Below are 16,102 nucleotides of genomic sequence, written 5' to 3'. Positions count from 1 at the left end.
AGGGCACCCCGATGTCGCAGACCCCCATGTCGGCCAGTAGTCCGGCTCCCATCCCAGCCCCCTCCACCAACTCGCCGATTCCGCAGGAGCAGATGCATCAGCGTCAGGACCTGCTGGAGCACCTCCGCCAGGTCATGCAGCTGGTGGATCGCGCCGCGCCCTGGGCCGATTCGATGAAGAGCGCGCAGAAGGCATACGTTGCCGCCGTACCTGAGCCCCCTCGGATTAAGCTCAAGCGGCTCTTCGTGGCCTGTTTTAAGCTGATTCCGTGGACATACCTTGCCAGCTCCATCATCATGCTGATCGCCTACCTACGCTACCTGTACGCCAACCCGCAGATTCACTCGAGCGATATTCCGTGGCACACCATTCACGTGCCGGCGATTGTCTCAGCGATTGTGATTGCGGCTCTCTGGTGGTCGCTGATGTACTTTGTCGCATACCCGCTGGCGGCGGCGAAGGTTGAGAGGGAGAACAACAAGCGTCGGGCGCATAACGACTCTGTGTGGAGCGACTATGAGGAGCCGGCCATCGCCGAGCTTTCTAAGGTGCACAACGAGTACATGGAGCGTTTCTCCCACTGGTTCCCGGAAGACTACCTGTACCCGAACGCGGCGGACACCCTGTACAAGTACGTTCGCCAGGGCCGCACCTACACCCTGCAGGAGGCGCTGAACCTGTACGAGCAGGAGAGGCACCAGCTGTGGGTGCGCCTGAGCATGGAGGAGCAGGCCCGCGAGACGCGAATTCACAACGCTATCGTGGAGGACATGATGGACAAGCAGCTGTACGAGCAGCGCAGGGCCAACGTTCTGCTATCCGGCATTTTGGTGGCGACTACGGCTACGGCGGTGGCCGCCTCGGCCCCCCGCCATCACTACCACTACCACTACTAGGCGCTACGAAAAGTAGCAAGCTCTACACGGGGAGGGGACGCACTCCGGTGCGCCCCCTCCCCTGCTTCTACGTTTGCGGGTTGGTCCTCTAGCTATCGGGATTTTTGCCGATTCACAGCGTATAGAGGCGAGGACTGCACCGGGGCGGACGGCAAGAAAAATAGTGTAAAAAATCGTCAATTTTTTCACTATCCCTCCTGATTTTCAGGAAATAGTGAAAAAATCCGCGGTTTTTTTCATAATCCAGGTCACATGTGGGCGTTTAGGGTACCGGGTGAGCTCCCCGACCCAGGCCCCCTGCAGGGGGCATCCTAGCAGGAAGCCGCGCCCATCGCTCTACTTATTCTGTTCCTTCAGTCGTTCCTTCACAAAGCTGTTGAAGCCCTGCGGCTCAAGGATATGAGACGCCTTCCACTTATCAGGGCGCTCCGCGGTACGGTGCAACCGCACATAGTAGGCGGGGCTGATACTTCCTTCGACCTTCACACAAACCGTGAGCCAGTAGGGATTGTCGCCACCAGGAACCTTCAGGGTCGGGTCATCAACCAGTTCAGCATTGGTGACGGTTCCCTTGAAAATATCAATACGAGAGTTAGGTCCATACTGGTTTTGCAGTTTGGGATCAATCATGGGGTAAAGCTCTTCTGACCATTCCTTGTACGGCTTGCCGCTGGTGTATGCGGCGACAATTGCTTTCGCGGTTTCAAGGGCACGACCGCGGTCTTCGTCAGTGATGCTATTGAGGGTGGGAACACTGGAGGGCTGCTGGGGTCCACCACCGGTTCCCGCCAGGGGTGAGGGGTCAAGGCTCACGGTCGGGGTCGCTGCCGCAGTGGTGGATGCCGCGGTGGTACTTGCCTCTGCGCTCGGGGAAGCGGTCACCTCGGCAACGGTGGGGGTGCGACCTGCGGTGGTGGTTGCGGGTGCAGGAGTAGTAGAGGTGGGGGTGGGGGTGCTGGTGGCGGTAGAGGTTCCGCCGGTGATGAGGGTTCCGCCCGGTGCGGAACTATCGGTGCTAGCGGAGCAGCCGGTGGCGAGCAGGGCAAGTACAGCGGCGGCAGCAGTGATTTTGCGGGTCATGGAGAGGAGCTTTCTCTGATGAACGGTTCTATGTATCGGTGTGATGTGTCTAGGCGGGGCAGTGTAGCGTTGCGACCGCCTGCGGTTGGTGTCTGCGTCAGGCATTGACGCATAGCGGGTGCATGGTTCGACACCGGATTATCGGTAGAAATTCGGTGTTTTTCGTGCAGTCCAGCTCATATCATGGTAACTCAGGGCGAGCGCCTGCAGGATATCTGTAGGCATGATAGGGTATCTTTTGACACCGATAAATATGTGCCGTCGTGTTTTTGCGTCTTGCAGTCCTCGATGTTGTGTTCTGGCTCAGACGCTTTTCCTGCGGCACCGCATAGTTTCTCATCACTCATTCAATCTCTGCCCTCCTGCTGGGGGTGGGTTTGTCGCGCCCCGAAATTGCGGGGTCTACGTATTTTGGAGATTGTTATGGAGAACAAGGGTGGAGTCACTATCCCCCGCTGGGCTTTCGGACTGGCAGCAGCTGTCGTCGCCCTCCTCGTTGTACTGGTCATCGTGCTCATTCCGCGCGGCGGCGATAATTCCAACACCTCCGCCGCAGGCGGCTCGAACGGTGCGGCTCAGTCGAAGGCCACCTCAACGGTAGCGGCAGGCACCTGCGGCGCTGGCGCCTCAGACGACCAGGCAGTACTGGATGCAGCACCCAAGGACACCACGTGGGTAACCACTGATGGGGGTTGGATGGGTCCGGTATCGAAGACCGCAGGTCCGGTAGCAAACTCGCCGATTCGTAACTGCTTCGAGCACTCGGCTGAAGGCGGATTGTACGCCGCAACCTGGGCATATATTCAGATGGTAGAGTCCCCGAAGGACTATATGCCGACTATTGTTGGCCCCGGCGCCGATACGCTCCGCGAACTCCGCAAGAAGGACACTACGACCGCTCCGGTTCTCCACATTTCCGGCTACCGTTACATCTCCTACACCCCGGAGCGCGCAACGGTGCGACTGCTAATCAAGACCCCGTCGGCTACGTACTGGTCTGCCGATATTGTGATGGAGTGGCACGATGGTGACTGGCACTATTGGGCTCCTACTACTCCTACTGAAGCTGGCAAGGCTGACCCGGACGAGTTCATTACCTGGGGTTCCTAAAACCTAACAGCCTGTACGGGCAATAAAACACGGTGGGGCACGACCTTTCAACAGGTCGCGCCCCACCGCGTTTATACGTTTAAGCCAGCTCTAGGAGCCAGCCCCTAGACGCCACCTCCGTCAGAAGAAGTCAATGTCAGGGAGGCCCGAAAATATCTCAGCAAAGAGCTCGTACGTACCTATCACAAAACGCTCGCTGCGGTCCTCCACCTCGCTATCAGCCCGCGAATACGTGAAAAGACCACCAATGATCTTCACACCAAAGAAATACAGCCCAACACAGCCAAGGACCAGAGCCACAAAAGGCATCACCAGCATGACCACAAAGTGAAGAATCACGTTATCAATCGAACCGCCAAGCAACACCAGGCCGACAATAACAACCCCCGTCACGATCAAACACACGGGCACACTCAGAACGTACATGCCCCAGGCGATGATACGTAGAACAGTCTTCCAGAAACCACGCCGCGGTTTCTCCCGCAGGCCATCCGCGGGATGCGGAAGATACGTGTGCTGAAGGGCAGGCTGGTTGCTCATCGTGGTTGTCTCCTGACGTACTCGGTGTATACATCAACAATCCCGAGAATACGCCACCCACCTGGGCGATTCCTCAAAAACAGGCGCCGCAAACGGCCCGCAACCCTAAAATACGCTCCTAAAACGTCGCGACCCTAGAGCACGTCCGGGTGAACCGCCACCTCCACGGCGGCAGGCAGCACCCGCGCGCTAATACGGTGCGCCGACGGCGCCGGGTCGCCATCCACCTCAACCGGCTGCGCACCATCCGGGAACTCCAGCACCACCTCGGACCCCACCAGGTGGCGAATCACCGGTAGCTCAACGCGCGGCGAACCCAGAATCGTACGGCGCATCACCTTCGCCATCAGCAGGCCCCACTCCACCAGGTCACGCGGGGACGCCACAATCACCTCAAGCTTGCCGTCGTGCACATCCGTCATATCCGCCAGACGAATACCGCCCTGCAGGCGACCGCAATTCGCGACCAGCACCGAACGCATGGGCAGGATGCGGGGCTCCCCACCGTCCACGCTGATGCGCACCGGATGCGACCTGCCCAGCATGTGCTTCATGCCGGACTGCACGTACGCGACCCAGCCGAACTTCGCCTTAATCTCCTCGTTCGTATCGTTCATGACGAGCGCGTCAAAGCCGGCACCACTCATCACAAAGAACGTGTGTTCGGTTTCTTCGCCGGTGGTGCTCGTAGTCGTCATCTCAATCGCATCAACACTCTGACCCGCGCCGTTGAGCGCAATATCAACGCACGCCGCCACGTCACTCACCGGGATGTACAGGTTGCGCGCCAGCAGGTTGCCGGTGCCCATCGGTAGAATACCCAGGCGCGGCTTGGGCCCCTCGTGATGCGCCAGCGCCGCCGCCACGGCACGCACCGTGCCGTCACCACCTGCGGCAATCAGCAGGTCAACGCCCTCGGCAATCAGCTCGCGGGCGGCCTCTGAGCCGGGCTCGTCCACGCGGGTGGTGCGCACCAGCGCCTTCGGGTGGCCGTTCGCCGCGAGGATACGTTCCAGAATCTCGACGGTGGCCGCGGCACCGGGCTTACTCGGGTTGTACACCACGCCCACACGCTGCGCTTCACCGGTGGGCAGGGTCGGCAGAACGCCGAAGGGCGCACCCAGCTCGATAGCGCGTCGGCGCGCCTTCTTGCGGGCACCAGTGGCGGAGGCGGTCAGCGCCGCCGCCGCCGAAACACCAAGGAGTTTACGGTAAAGAGGCATAGTTCTTAGACTACCTGCCCACGCAAAAACCCGCCCACCGTTTACGCGGTGAGCGGGTTTTCGGCCGGGTTCGAGATTACTCAGCAGCTACTGCGGGGATAACCTCGGCGCCACCCATGTACGGGCGCAATGCCTCGGGAATACGCACAGAGCCATCGGCCTGCTGGTGGGACGGAGGTGGGGGATTCCGAGCGCGCGAGGCACCAAATCCCCCGCCGGAGTGGAGACTCACTCCAGCAGGAATCCTTTACTCAGCGGCTACTGCGGGGATGACCTCGGCGCCGCCCATGTACGGGCGCAGTGCTTCCGGAATCACAACAGAACCGTCAGCCTGCTGGTGAGTCTCCAGGATGGCCACCAACCAGCGAGTGGTTGCCAGGGTGCCGTTCAGGGTCGCTACGGAGCGGGTGCGGCCCTTACGCACGTTGCCTGCCTCGTCCACGGTGTCCGGGGTGCGCTCGCGAATGTTCAGGCGGCGCGCCTGGTAGGTGGTGCAGTTCGAGGTGGAGGTCAGCTCACGGTAGGTGCCCTGGGTGGGGACCCACGCCTCGCAGTCGAACTTGCGGGCTGCGGAGGTTCCCAGGTCGCCTGCGGCGGTGTCAATCACGCGGTATGCGAGGCCGCAGCGCTGCAGCATTTCCTCTTCGAGGGACAGCAGCTTCTCGTGCATCTCTTCTGCCTGCTCGACGGGGCAGTACACGAACATTTCAGCCTTGTTGAACTGGTGCACGCGAATGATGCCGCGGGTGTCCTTACCTGCGGAGCCTGCCTCACGGCGGTAGCAGGAGGACCAGCCCAGGTACTTCTTCGCACCCTTCTCGAAGTCGAGAATTTCGTCGGTGTGGTAGCCGGCGAGCGCCACCTCGGAGGTGCCGACCAGGTACAGGTCGTCGCGCTCCAGGCGGTAGATTTCGTCATCGTGCTTGACGTTGAAGCCGGTGCCGTTCATGATTTCGGGGCGTACCAGGGTGGGGGTGGTCATCATGGTGAAGCCGTGCTCGGTTGCGAGGTCGAGCGCCATCCACATGAGTGCCTGTTCGAGGCGTGCTACCTGGCCCTTGAGGAAGTAGAAGCGTGCGCCGGAGACCTTCGCGCCGCGGGCCATATCGATGCCGTCGACGAGCTCGCCGATTTCGAGGTGGTCGCGCGGCTCGAAGCCGTCACCGGTGAAGTCGCGGGGGGTGCCGACCTTCTTGACGACCACGTAGTCGTCTTCGCCGCCGGTGGGCACGCCATCGATGATGAGGTTCTCGATGCTGCTGATCAGTTCCTCGTATTCGGCGGTCTTCGCCTCGGAGGCTGCCTTCGCATCGTTGACGCGGGCGGCCAGTTCCTTGGCCTGTGCAACGAGTGCGGGCTTTTCTTCCTTGGGCGCCTTGGCGACCTTCTTGCCGAAGGCGTTCTGCTCGGCGCGCAGGGTCTCGTATTCGCCGATGAGTGCGCGGCGTGCGGCGTCGGCTTCGAGGATGCGGTCGACGTGGGTTTCGTCCTTGCCGCGTGCTCGCTGGGAGGCGCGGAAGACGTCGGGGTTTTCGCGGAGGAGGTTAATATCAATCACTGTTTTATCCTACCTAATCTTGCGGTGGGTTGTGGGCGGGGTTTGCGCTGGTGGGGCGCGGGTAGGTGCGGGGGTGTCTAGCGGCGGCCGGCCTGTGGTGTTGTAAGTGGCGCCGCCGGTGGTGTTGCTTGTGGTGCCGTTAGTGGCGCTGCAGCTGTGCGGGGCGACCGTTCGGGAAGAGCGACTCGACCCATTCGTGTGCGGCGTCGAAGGAGCCGTCGGAGTGGATGCTGTCGACTTCGGTGTTTTCGTGGTCGGCGCGCGGGTAGGAGCCGAGGAATTTCAGCGTCGGGGAGACGCGGTGCAGGCCGCGCAGTGCATCGCGCATGCGTGCCTCGTAAATGTGGCCGTCGGCGTCGATACTGAACGAGTAGGAGCCCATGCCCTCGCCGGTGGGGCGGGATTCGATGCGGGAGAGGTTCACGCCACGCACCGAGAACTGTTCGAGCAGCTCCATGAGCGCGCCGGCACGGTTAGCGGGTAGCGGCACGGTCAGGGTGGTCTTGTCGGATCCGGTCGGTTCGGGAATGTCGGCGATGCGTGAAAGCAGTACGAAGCGGGTCACGGCGTTCTTGTTGTCGCCGATGTTGTCCTGGATGACGTGCAGTTCGGGATGGTAGGCGAGTAGCGCCGGGGAGCAGATTGCCGCGTCGTAGGTGCAGCCCTCTTCGAGCAGGCCGACAGCCGCCGCCGCGGTGGAGGAGCCGGGCAGGTACGCGGCGGCGGGTACGTTATCCTGCGCCCAGCCGCGCACCTGCGCCCAGGCGTGCGAGTGGGTGGAGATGGTCTTAACGTCTTCGATGCTGATGGGCTTCGCGGCGACCAGCACGAAGCGGATTGGTACGAGCACCTCGCGGATAATGCGTACACCCTCGCTGGCTGCGATAGCGTCCAGGGTGGCGCTCACGCCGCCCTCCACGGAGTTTTCGATGGGCACCATGGCGGCGTCCGCCTCGACCGCGTTCAGGCGTGCGAGCGCGTCGGGCACGCTGGTGGCGGGGATGCGTTCGGCGTCGGCTGCGCCGGGGACGCTCAGCAGGGCGGATTCAGTGAAGGTGCCGGAGGGGCCCAGATAGGTGTATCGCATGGTCACCATGGTATCGGGTTGGGGTCGGTAGCGGTGGGGTTTCGCCCGTGCCGTATATATCTCGGAATGGCTTCGGCCGTGGGTTAGCGATTTTAGGGGTGGGGTAGTGACTTTTGGGGTGGTTAAGAACCACCCCCAACGTCACTAACCTATGACTGAAAAAACTAACCTATCCCCGAAACCTAAGCCGCGACTGAAAACCTAACCCGCGAACTGGCGTACCCGCGCGGTGTCCCAGTACTGGGCGGGTACGCCTCCACCCATAAGCTCACGGGAAATAGCGGCCGCCTGCACGGAACCGGTCTCGGGCAGGGGCGCGTGCGAGCCGGCAATAATGACGTTGCCGCGGCGGCGACCCTTCAACATGGCCGAATCCGCCACAATACACACGTACTCGAACACCTCAAGCAGGGCGGACGCCTCCGCACGGGCACCGGTCAGCGCCGGCCCGTCACCGCAGTTCAGGATGTACAGGCCGCCGGGTGCGAGCGACTCGGCGACGGTGCGGGTGAACTCGACGGTGGTGAGCGCCTCGGGCGTGGTGTCCCCGGCGAATACGTCACGAATCAGCACGTCGCGGGAAGCCGGGGCAAACGTGGAGGTGACGGCACCCGCCTCGCCCACGCGAATCTTCACGCGCGGCGCCTTGGGGATGTCAAACCAGGCGCGCACATACTCGGCGAGCTTGGCATCCAGCTCAACGACCGTGTTGCGGCTGGTCGGGTACAGGTCAGCGAAATAGCGCGCCATGGAGCAGGCGCCGCCGCCGAGGTGGGTGATGCGCAGCTTCGCGGCGTCCAGGTGCTCCTCCACGTGCGAGGAGACGACCGCCGCGATCCAGCGCATGTACTCAAAATCCAGCTGGCGGGGTTCGCCCACGATTACGTGGGAAGACTGCACGCCGTTGATGAGCAGCAGCCAGCCGTCGGCGTGGTAGCCGTCGGGGACGAGCTCCGCCTCACCCGTGGAGATGGGGTACACGCCTGCCGCCGCGCCCTGCACGGGGGTGTTCTCGGTATCGTCGGCCCGGTTCTTCTGCTGCTTCTGGGATTTCTGCGCCTTTTGGGTTTTCTTGGGTGCCCTGCTCTTTTTCGCCATACCCTCTAGCCTAGCCGACGGCCCGCCCCCGGTCAGCGCCGCACCTAATCGGGGGCGGGCCGCCCGACGGCGCTCGCATCCCGGGGTGCCGCTCCCGCACGCCCCTAGCGTACGCACCCGCAAGGAACCGCCTCCACAGGGGCCGACTGAGTAGACTAGAACCCATGGGATTTGTATGTCAGGGCCGCTACGCGCTCGCACCAATTGAACCGACCGACGCCGAAAAATACGTCAACCTGCAGCTGGACTGCATGGAGCAAACCTACGACCCGATCTACTTCGACACGCTCGGGGAAAGCTTCACCGCCCGCCACCGCGCCGAACGCAACGAATACCTCGAAGACTTCCACCGCCACCTCTCCTCCCCCACCGTGCGCGGCTTCTTCGCCTATGAGGTGCCCGGCTGGACCCCCGACGGCGGGCTCTCCTGCTCCATCGGCACCCGCATCGACTGGGATAAGCCGGTCGGCCTGGCGCTCTCCCTGTGTGAGCCCTCCGAGTGGGAGCTCGAACGTGCCGACAACCTCCCCGAACTGCCCGCAGGCACCCGCAAGCTCACGCACCTGTACACCCTCAACCACATGCACGGCACCGGCCTCGGTCAGGCACTCTACGAATCCGTCATCTACCCGGACGAGAACTCCTACCTGTGGGTCATGGCAGAAAACGAACGGGCGCTCTCTTTTTACGAGCGCCTCGGCTACCAGCGCAACAGCATCGAATTTGAGGCACGCGGCATCTGGGCGCCCGGCCACAGCGTACGGTACGCGCGCATCCCCAACCCGTAAAACCCGTAAACGGGAGGGCCAGACGGCTAGTCCAGCAGCTGCGGGCACCGCGAGGCACGCGGCGGCCCCGCCCGGGACGCCGTGCGACACATCGCACCCTGAACGCTGTTAGGCGCCACACCCGCAAAGTCTTAACATAGAAAGTGACCTACGCTCGACGCACACCGCACAGACACAGGGAACCCCTGCGCACGCGCGGTACCGGCGCCGAACGCCACCCCACCGAAGGAAAGTAGAATATGACCACCGGTCTTTACCTCTCCGCTACGTCCCCGAACTCGGGCAAGTCCCTGATTGCCCTGGGCCTGGCAGACTCCCTGATTAAGCGCGCGGACCGCGTCGGCTTCTTCCGCCCCGTCTTCGACGGCGCAACCATCGCTGACGACCCCGTAGCACGCCTGATTCGCGAGCACTTCAACCTCTCCGAAGAGCAGGTCGGCGGCGCCGTCTCCATGAACGACGCACTCGCACTCATCGCTGAGGGCGACACCGAAGAGATTTCCTCCCGCGCGGTATCCGCCTACGAGAAGGTCGCAGCCAACAGCGACGTCGTGATTGTTGACGGCGCCTACCTGCCCGCCAACGCACTCGCAGTCGAATTCGACCTGAACGTCCAGATTGCACGCGACCTGGGCCTGCCCGTCGTCGCTATCGTCGGTGCGCAGGAAGCCACCGTCGAAGAGGCAGTCACCGCCGTTGACGTGGCCCGCACCGAGCTGACCGCATCCAAGGCTGACCTGCTCGCCGTCATCGTCAACCGTGCGGAGCCCACCCTGCGCGAGGACATCGAGAAGTCCGTCAAGCGCGGCGAGGCAAACCTGCCCGTCTACGTGCTGCCCGAGATTTCCGAGCTGACCGCTCCGACCGTCGGTGAGGTGGCCGAGGCCCTCAAGCTCGACACCGCCGGCGTGAAGGCTGAGGACCTCAGCCGCGATATTCACGGCATCAAGGTTGCCGCCATGACCGTCTCCAACTTCCTGGGCCAGTTCGTCGACGGCGACTTCGTGATTGTCCCCGGCGACCGTGCAGACATCGTGGCCGCAACCCTGGCCTCCGCACTGGCACCGTCCTTCCCCGCTCCCTCGGGCGTGCTGCTCACCGGCGGCCTGGACGACGTTTCCGGCCAGCACACCGCCGTGGGCGAGCTCATCAAGAACGCACCCTTCCCGGTGCTGTCCACCGAGCACGACACCTTCAAGTCCGCACGCGCCGTCTCCCGCGTGCACGGCTCCCTCGAGAGCGGTCACCAGCGCAAGCTGGCCGCCGCCCTGGGTGGCTGGGACGAGCACGTCAACAAGGACGAGCTGCTGTCCCGCCTGTCCATCGAGCGCCCGGCTTCCATGACCCCGCTGCGCTTCCTGCACAACCTCATCGAGACCGCACGCGCAAACCGCCGCTCCGTGGTCCTGCCCGAGGGTTACGACGTGCGTATCCTGCGTGCATCCGAAATCATTGCACGCCGCGACTTCTGCGACCTGATCCTGCTCGGCAACCCCGCCAAGATTGCAGAGATTTGCCAGGCTGAGGGCATTGAGCTGCCCAGCTCGATCCGCATCATCGACATCGAGAACAACGAGTACTCCGAGGACTTCGCCGCAACCTACGCCGAGCTGCGTGCACACAAGGGTGTCACCATTGAGGCTGCTCGCGAGCGCATGACCGACCCCTCGTACTTCGGCACCATGCTGGTTTACAAGGGCATCGCCGACGGCATGGTTTCCGGTGCTGTGAACACCACCGCGAACACCATCCGCCCCTCGCTCGAGTTCATCAAGACCCGCCCCGGCACCAAGATCGTCTCCTCCGTCTTCCTGATGCTGATGGAAGACCGCGTTCTGGTCTACGGCGACTGCGCAGTGAACCCGAACCCCAACGCAGAGCAGCTGGCCGACATTGCGAAGGCATCCGCGGAGACTGCACGCCAGTTCGGTGTGGAGCCGAAGGTTGCTATGCTGTCCTACTCGACCGGCACCTCCGGCGCCGGCGCAGACGTGGACGTTGTGCGTGAAGCAACCGAGATTGTGCGCGCTTCGAACCCCGACTTCGCGGTTGAGGGCCCGATCCAGTACGACGCTGCTTCGAACATGTCCATTGCGTCGACCAAGCTGCCCGGCAGCGAGGTCGCTGGTCAGGCTACCGTGTTCGTCTTCCCCGACCTGAACACCGGTAACAACACCTACAAGGCTGTTCAGCAGTCTTCGGGTGCTGCCGCTGTGGGCCCGGTTCTGCAGGGTCTGCGTAAGCCCGTGAACGACCTGTCGCGCGGTACCACCGTTGAGGACATCATCAACACCGTTGCGATCACCGCAATTCAGGCACAGAGCCTGTAAGGTGCACGCGGCGCTGTAGCGTGAAGGCTGCGGCGTTCCGTTGATATAGAAATCTCCCGCACTGGGCGGGGCATGCCTTGGAGGTGTGCTCCACCCGGTGCGGGAGATTTTTTGTAATTACAGGGATTTCTTTTGGTGCAACTTCCCGGTTAGACCTTGCGGGTACGGCGGTCGAGGCGCACATAGTTAATCACGCCAAGAACAGCCATGCCCACGGCGGTCAGAACCGGGCCGAGGGCGGGCGGGAAGAGCCAGGTGAGCCCCGCCTCCACGGTGTAGGCGATGAGGCAGCCGACAAGGTAGGCACACACCGCCACGAAAAGCGCGTAGGCGACGATGACGCCGACCGGGCGGGTCTCGTAGCCTTCTCGCCGGGCGCGGAGAGCGGCACCCAGGGCGTTACCCAGGTACAGGACGAGAGCACCGACGACGACAGCCGCGGTGAGGGTGCCGTCGAGGAGCGTGCGCGGGGTCAGCGGTGCGGTGCCTACCTCGGCGAAGAGGTTGAGGAGGCGCACCACGGTGTAGGCGTAGCAGAAGATGACGGCCGCGCGGATGGTGAGGGGTAGGTTAGTCCAGAAGGTTTTCATGCGGCCCCTTTCGAGGTGGAGGGCGGGCTTCTGTCTGAGTGTTACCCCAAGGATACCCAAGAACACCGGTGTGTGATGCGAATCAATAGCGTTTGGGCTGGTGTGTTCTGCGTGCGGGGCGGGGTGTTTGGTGCGCCGAGTTTAACCGCCGAGAAGCCACATGTGTTTCGAAAAGCAACATGTTACGTGGCTTCTCGAAACACATGTGGCTTTTCGAGGAGAAGACGGGTAGAGAATTTTTGTAATTACAGGATTCCACCACCCCGACCCCGTGAGCCGGTGACCACCCAAGCAGCAGCAAACCGCCCGGGCTGCTAGGCTGCTGCTATGACCACGACTGACGAAACTCTCCCCCTGGGACTGTACGAACACCTCAAGAGCGCATCGCTCATGAGCCACGCCATCCCCGAAGGCGCACAATGGCAGGAAGAAATTCTCAAAAAGGACGACTACAACATCCCCGAACTGCTCACCCAGTTCTTTGCCACCCAGCTGGCCCCCGCCCTCGAAAGCCTCAAAACCCCTGCAGACCAGGTGGAACTCGTCAACCGCATGATGGAGCTCCTACCGCAGGATGCCGAAGAGCAGAACGATTCATTGCTGACCGATGACGACAGCAACGTAATTCAGATGCGCGAACTCGCCCTCACGAATACAAAGACTACGCGCCCCGACATTCCTCTGAGCGACGTTGCTCTGATGACGAATACTTCTAAAGACCTGAATCTCAATACTGAAATTCAGAAAGAATTAGAAAGTGCAGACCGTGTAGATTTGCTCTGCTCATTTCTTAAAATGTCCGGTGTTAATAGTTTGAGTGAGCAGCTTAAAGCTATTAAAAATCGCGGTATTCCTTTTCGTATTATTACCACCACTTACATGGGCGCAACCGACCGAAAGGCTATTGACCGCCTCGTTGAAGAGTACGGTGCCGAGGTAAAAATCAGTTCCCAGGGCGACAGCACCCGCCTGCACGCGAAGGCCTGGCTGTTCCACCGCAATACCGGCATGTCCACCGGCTATGTGGGCAGCTCGAACCTCTCCAGCGCCGCGCTCACTGACGGCCTGGAGTGGAATGTTCGCATCTCCAGCCCGATTACTCCCGGCCTGATCCGCCAGTTTGAGGGCCTCTTTGAAAGCTACTGGAAGAGCGGCGATTTCACTCTTTACACCGCCTCTGACAAGGAGAAACAGGAGCTCGACACTGTCCTGGCCAAGGCGGATATTACCGGCCGTAAAAGCAAGGGCCTGGAGTACGATATCGACTCGTCCCTGCTGGATGTGCACCCGTTCCCGCACCAGGAGCGCATGCTTGAAGAAATGCAGAACGCTCGTTCTAAGGGTCGTCACCGCAACCTCGCCGTGGCCGCAACCGGCACCGGCAAAACCGTGTTCTCGGCTCTCGATTACAGGCGCCTCTGCGAGCAGTCCGGCAAAAAGCTGAAGCTGCTTTTTATTGCGCACCGCAAAGAAATCCTTGACCAGGCGCGTCGCACTTTCGGCGACGTCATGCTAAAAGGTAATTTCGGTGAGCTCCTGACCGGCGGCAAAAAGCCTGAATACAATGAGGCTGTTTTTGCAACCATTCAAACGTTGTCAGGTGCCGCCCTCGAAAACTATGCACCGGACTATTTCGATGTCATCATCATGGACGAATGTCACCACATTGAAGCTGTCAGCTGGGACAAAGTTTTCAACTATTTTAAGCCCCGCGAATTTATCAGCCTGACCGCAACCCCCGAACGAGAAGACGGGGTGAACATCGCCGACAAGTACTTTGACGGCTACGTGGCAACCTCTATCCGCCTGTGGGACGCACTCGAAGACAACCTCCTCGTACCCTTCCAGTACTTCGGTATTGCCGACGGCACCGACCTGCGCCACATCAACATTCGTGGTGGCTGGTACGACGAAAACGACCTGGCAAAACGGTACACCGACCATGAAGATGCTAAACGCCGCCTGCGCATCATCGTGAAGGAACTACGCGAGAAGGTCGACAACCCCCTGCGCATGAAGGCGCTCGGGTTCTGCGTGAACGTGAAGCACGCCAAATACATGGCACAGAAGTTCAACGAGGTGGGTATTCCCGCTGATTTCTTGGTGGGAGATGATAGCTCCAAACGTCGTGATGAGGTTATGAAAAAGTTCATGAGTGACGATCATGAACTTGCTGTTATTTTCACCGTGGACCTGTTCAACGAGGGCGTCGATATTCCGAGCGTCGACACCCTCCTGATGCTGCGCCCCACCCAGTCGCTCACCCTCTTCCTGCAGCAGCTGGGCCGCGGTCTGCGCCGTGCACCGTTGAAGTCTGTTCTGACGGTCCTCGACTTTGTGGGACACCAGAACAAGAACTTCATGGTTCACCACAAGTACCGCGCCTTTACGCGGCAGGGTACCCTGACCGAGCGGGACATTGAGAGCCCTGAACTGCCGGCTGGCTGTCACTTTCATCTGGACGAGCTGACTCAGAAGCAAGTTCTCGAGAAAATTCGTGAGTCCCTGCGTATGAATAAAAACGCCCTCATCGACACCGTCAAGAGCTACCTGGAAGATATCCGCCAAAACTCCACGGACCTCGATATTCGCCCCACCGTCATTGACTTCATCAACCACTACGGATTGGGACTGCCGCAGATTTACGGCCGTAGCAGCAAGGTGACCCTGCCCGGTGTCACTAAGCCCGTCGCAACGACCTGGACCAGTCTCCAGGCCGCGAGTGGACTGTACCCCGACCTGGTGGTTCCTTTCCAGGACAACGTGGCCGTCGAGACGAATAAGCGAGTCAAGGCACTCACGCACGTGCACGATATGTTCCGCATTAACGCCTACCTGGAGCTGCTGAACACGGACATCCTGGAGCAGGACATGACCGATGAACAGCACCGCCACGCATGGATGCTCCTGTTCTCCATTTGGCCTTATGCCAAGTGGGACGGTTCTACCAAGAAGTTCACCCTCGACGAGGGCCTGGCAACTCTACGTAAGAGCCGCGGTATTCTGCAAGAGTTAGAAAGCGTCTGGAACTTCAACGCCGGTACGGACACCACTTCCACCCTGCCGCTCTTTGAAGGCGAAGGCATCCCCCTGCGCACTCACGCCCTCTACTCCCGCGAGGAACTATTCGCCGGACTGGGCGGCCAGGAGGAGAACTTCAAGGTACCCGGCGGCGTGGTCAACGGTGTTGTACCCTTCGACCCGACGAATACCACCGCGTTGCTGGTGACGTTAGAGAAATCTGAGAAGCACTTCTCCCCGGCCACCATGTACAAGGACTACGCCATCAGCACTGATGAGTTCGCATGGGATTCGCAGAGCGCGACATCCCCCGAAAGTCCGACGGGTCAGCTCTTCCAGCATCACGAGGAGCGAGACCGACGCATCGTTCTTTTTGTTCGCCGCAACAAGAAGGATGCTATAGGCACCAGCCCTTACATGTGCCTGGGCACCGTGAAATACATTTCTCACGAGGGCTCCAAGCCGATGCATATTCGCTGGTCGTTGGACCGACCGATGCCGGCGTCCATGTTCCAGACCGCGAAGATTGCCTCGTAGGTTGAAATAACCACAGCTGGTGGCCCCGGATACGGAAGTATTCGGGGCCGCTTGCTTTTTAGACCGAGGTTTTCGATAGGTTAGTGTCTTCGCCGTGGGTCTTTAACCCGCGGTGAAGGCGCCCTATCGACCAGTCTCAAAGCGAGAAGCCACGCACACCACCCGGCAGACGAAGACGCTCGAACAACGAACTTTCACCACCAAAAACCTCAAAAGACTGCAAAAGATGGCAAACATCCTGTAA

General features: G+C 61.0%; 12 protein-coding genes. 5 read left to right on the top strand and 7 right to left on the bottom strand.

Annotation, left to right across the window (positions count from 1 at the left end):
- Positions 1 to 11: 11 nt before the first annotated feature.
- Positions 12 to 896, top strand: coding sequence for a hypothetical protein (locus tag HMPREF2944_RS04550; RefSeq protein ID WP_141755735.1), 885 nt, complete (start codon positions 12 to 14; stop codon positions 894 to 896).
- A 336-nt stretch (positions 897 to 1,232) separates the two neighbouring features.
- Here the strand turns inward: HMPREF2944_RS04550 and HMPREF2944_RS04545 are convergent, their stop codons facing one another.
- A complete protein-coding gene (locus tag HMPREF2944_RS04545; RefSeq protein ID WP_070680941.1) occupies positions 1,233 to 1,976 on the bottom strand; it encodes a carbonic anhydrase in 744 nt (247 codons plus the stop codon).
- A 423-nt stretch (positions 1,977 to 2,399) separates the two neighbouring features.
- On the opposite strand from HMPREF2944_RS04545, the gene HMPREF2944_RS04540 reads away from it, so the two are divergent.
- On the top strand, positions 2,400 to 3,086 hold the full coding sequence (locus HMPREF2944_RS04540) for a DUF8175 domain-containg protein (RefSeq protein ID WP_070680938.1): 687 nt from the start codon (positions 2,400 to 2,402) through the stop codon (positions 3,084 to 3,086).
- Between the two features lie 120 nt (positions 3,087 to 3,206).
- Here HMPREF2944_RS04540 and HMPREF2944_RS04535 read toward each other — a convergent pair whose 3' ends face one another.
- The 5 genes from HMPREF2944_RS04535 to HMPREF2944_RS04515 all read right to left on the bottom strand — a co-directional run bounded on the left by HMPREF2944_RS04535 (position 3,207) and on the right by HMPREF2944_RS04515 (position 8,592).
- A complete protein-coding gene (locus HMPREF2944_RS04535) occupies positions 3,207 to 3,626 on the bottom strand; it encodes a hypothetical protein (RefSeq protein WP_070680936.1) in 420 nt (139 codons plus the stop codon).
- A gap of 134 nt (positions 3,627 to 3,760) precedes the next feature.
- Positions 3,761 to 4,849: a diacylglycerol/lipid kinase family protein gene (locus tag HMPREF2944_RS04530; RefSeq protein ID WP_070680933.1), complete on the bottom strand. Its 1,089-nt coding sequence runs from the start codon at positions 4,847 to 4,849 to the stop codon at positions 3,761 to 3,763.
- 247 nt (positions 4,850 to 5,096) lie between these two features.
- Positions 5,097 to 6,407, bottom strand: a complete 1,311-nt coding sequence (gene serS, locus HMPREF2944_RS04525; protein ID WP_070680930.1) for a serine--tRNA ligase — start codon at positions 6,405 to 6,407, stop codon at positions 5,097 to 5,099.
- Positions 6,408 to 6,546: 139 nt separating this feature from the next.
- A complete protein-coding gene (pheA, locus tag HMPREF2944_RS04520) occupies positions 6,547 to 7,494 on the bottom strand; it encodes a prephenate dehydratase (RefSeq protein ID WP_070681146.1) in 948 nt (315 codons plus the stop codon).
- A 201-nt stretch (positions 7,495 to 7,695) separates the two neighbouring features.
- On the bottom strand, positions 7,696 to 8,592 hold the full coding sequence (locus HMPREF2944_RS04515) for a spermidine synthase (RefSeq protein WP_070680927.1): 897 nt from the start codon (positions 8,590 to 8,592) through the stop codon (positions 7,696 to 7,698).
- Between the two features lie 164 nt (positions 8,593 to 8,756).
- Between HMPREF2944_RS04515 and HMPREF2944_RS04510 the strand changes: the two genes are divergently transcribed.
- Both HMPREF2944_RS04510 and pta read left to right on the top strand, forming a co-directional pair.
- Positions 8,757 to 9,380, top strand: coding sequence for a GNAT family N-acetyltransferase (locus HMPREF2944_RS04510; protein WP_070680925.1), 624 nt, complete (start codon positions 8,757 to 8,759; stop codon positions 9,378 to 9,380).
- Positions 9,381 to 9,619: 239 nt separating this feature from the next.
- Positions 9,620 to 11,710, top strand: coding sequence for a phosphate acetyltransferase (gene pta, locus HMPREF2944_RS04505; protein WP_049332384.1), 2,091 nt, complete (start codon positions 9,620 to 9,622; stop codon positions 11,708 to 11,710).
- A 149-nt stretch (positions 11,711 to 11,859) separates the two neighbouring features.
- On the opposite strand, the gene HMPREF2944_RS04500 is transcribed toward pta, so the two are convergent.
- Positions 11,860 to 12,300: a hypothetical protein gene (locus tag HMPREF2944_RS04500; protein WP_070680922.1), complete on the bottom strand. Its 441-nt coding sequence runs from the start codon at positions 12,298 to 12,300 to the stop codon at positions 11,860 to 11,862.
- A gap of 327 nt (positions 12,301 to 12,627) precedes the next feature.
- Between HMPREF2944_RS04500 and HMPREF2944_RS04495 the strand changes: the two genes are divergently transcribed.
- Positions 12,628 to 15,858 (top strand): DUF3427 domain-containing protein, encoded by a 3,231-nt coding sequence (locus HMPREF2944_RS04495; RefSeq protein ID WP_070680920.1) that lies wholly within the window; start codon positions 12,628 to 12,630, stop codon positions 15,856 to 15,858.
- Positions 15,859 to 16,102: the final 244 nt, after the last annotated feature.

It is taken from the genome of Rothia sp. HMSC072E10 (assembly GCF_001813965.1).
Classification (GTDB): domain Bacteria; phylum Actinomycetota; class Actinomycetes; order Actinomycetales; family Micrococcaceae; genus Rothia; species Rothia mucilaginosa_A.
The sequence above is the reverse complement of the archived record's forward strand: the minus strand, read 5'-3'. Positions and strand labels throughout refer to the sequence as shown.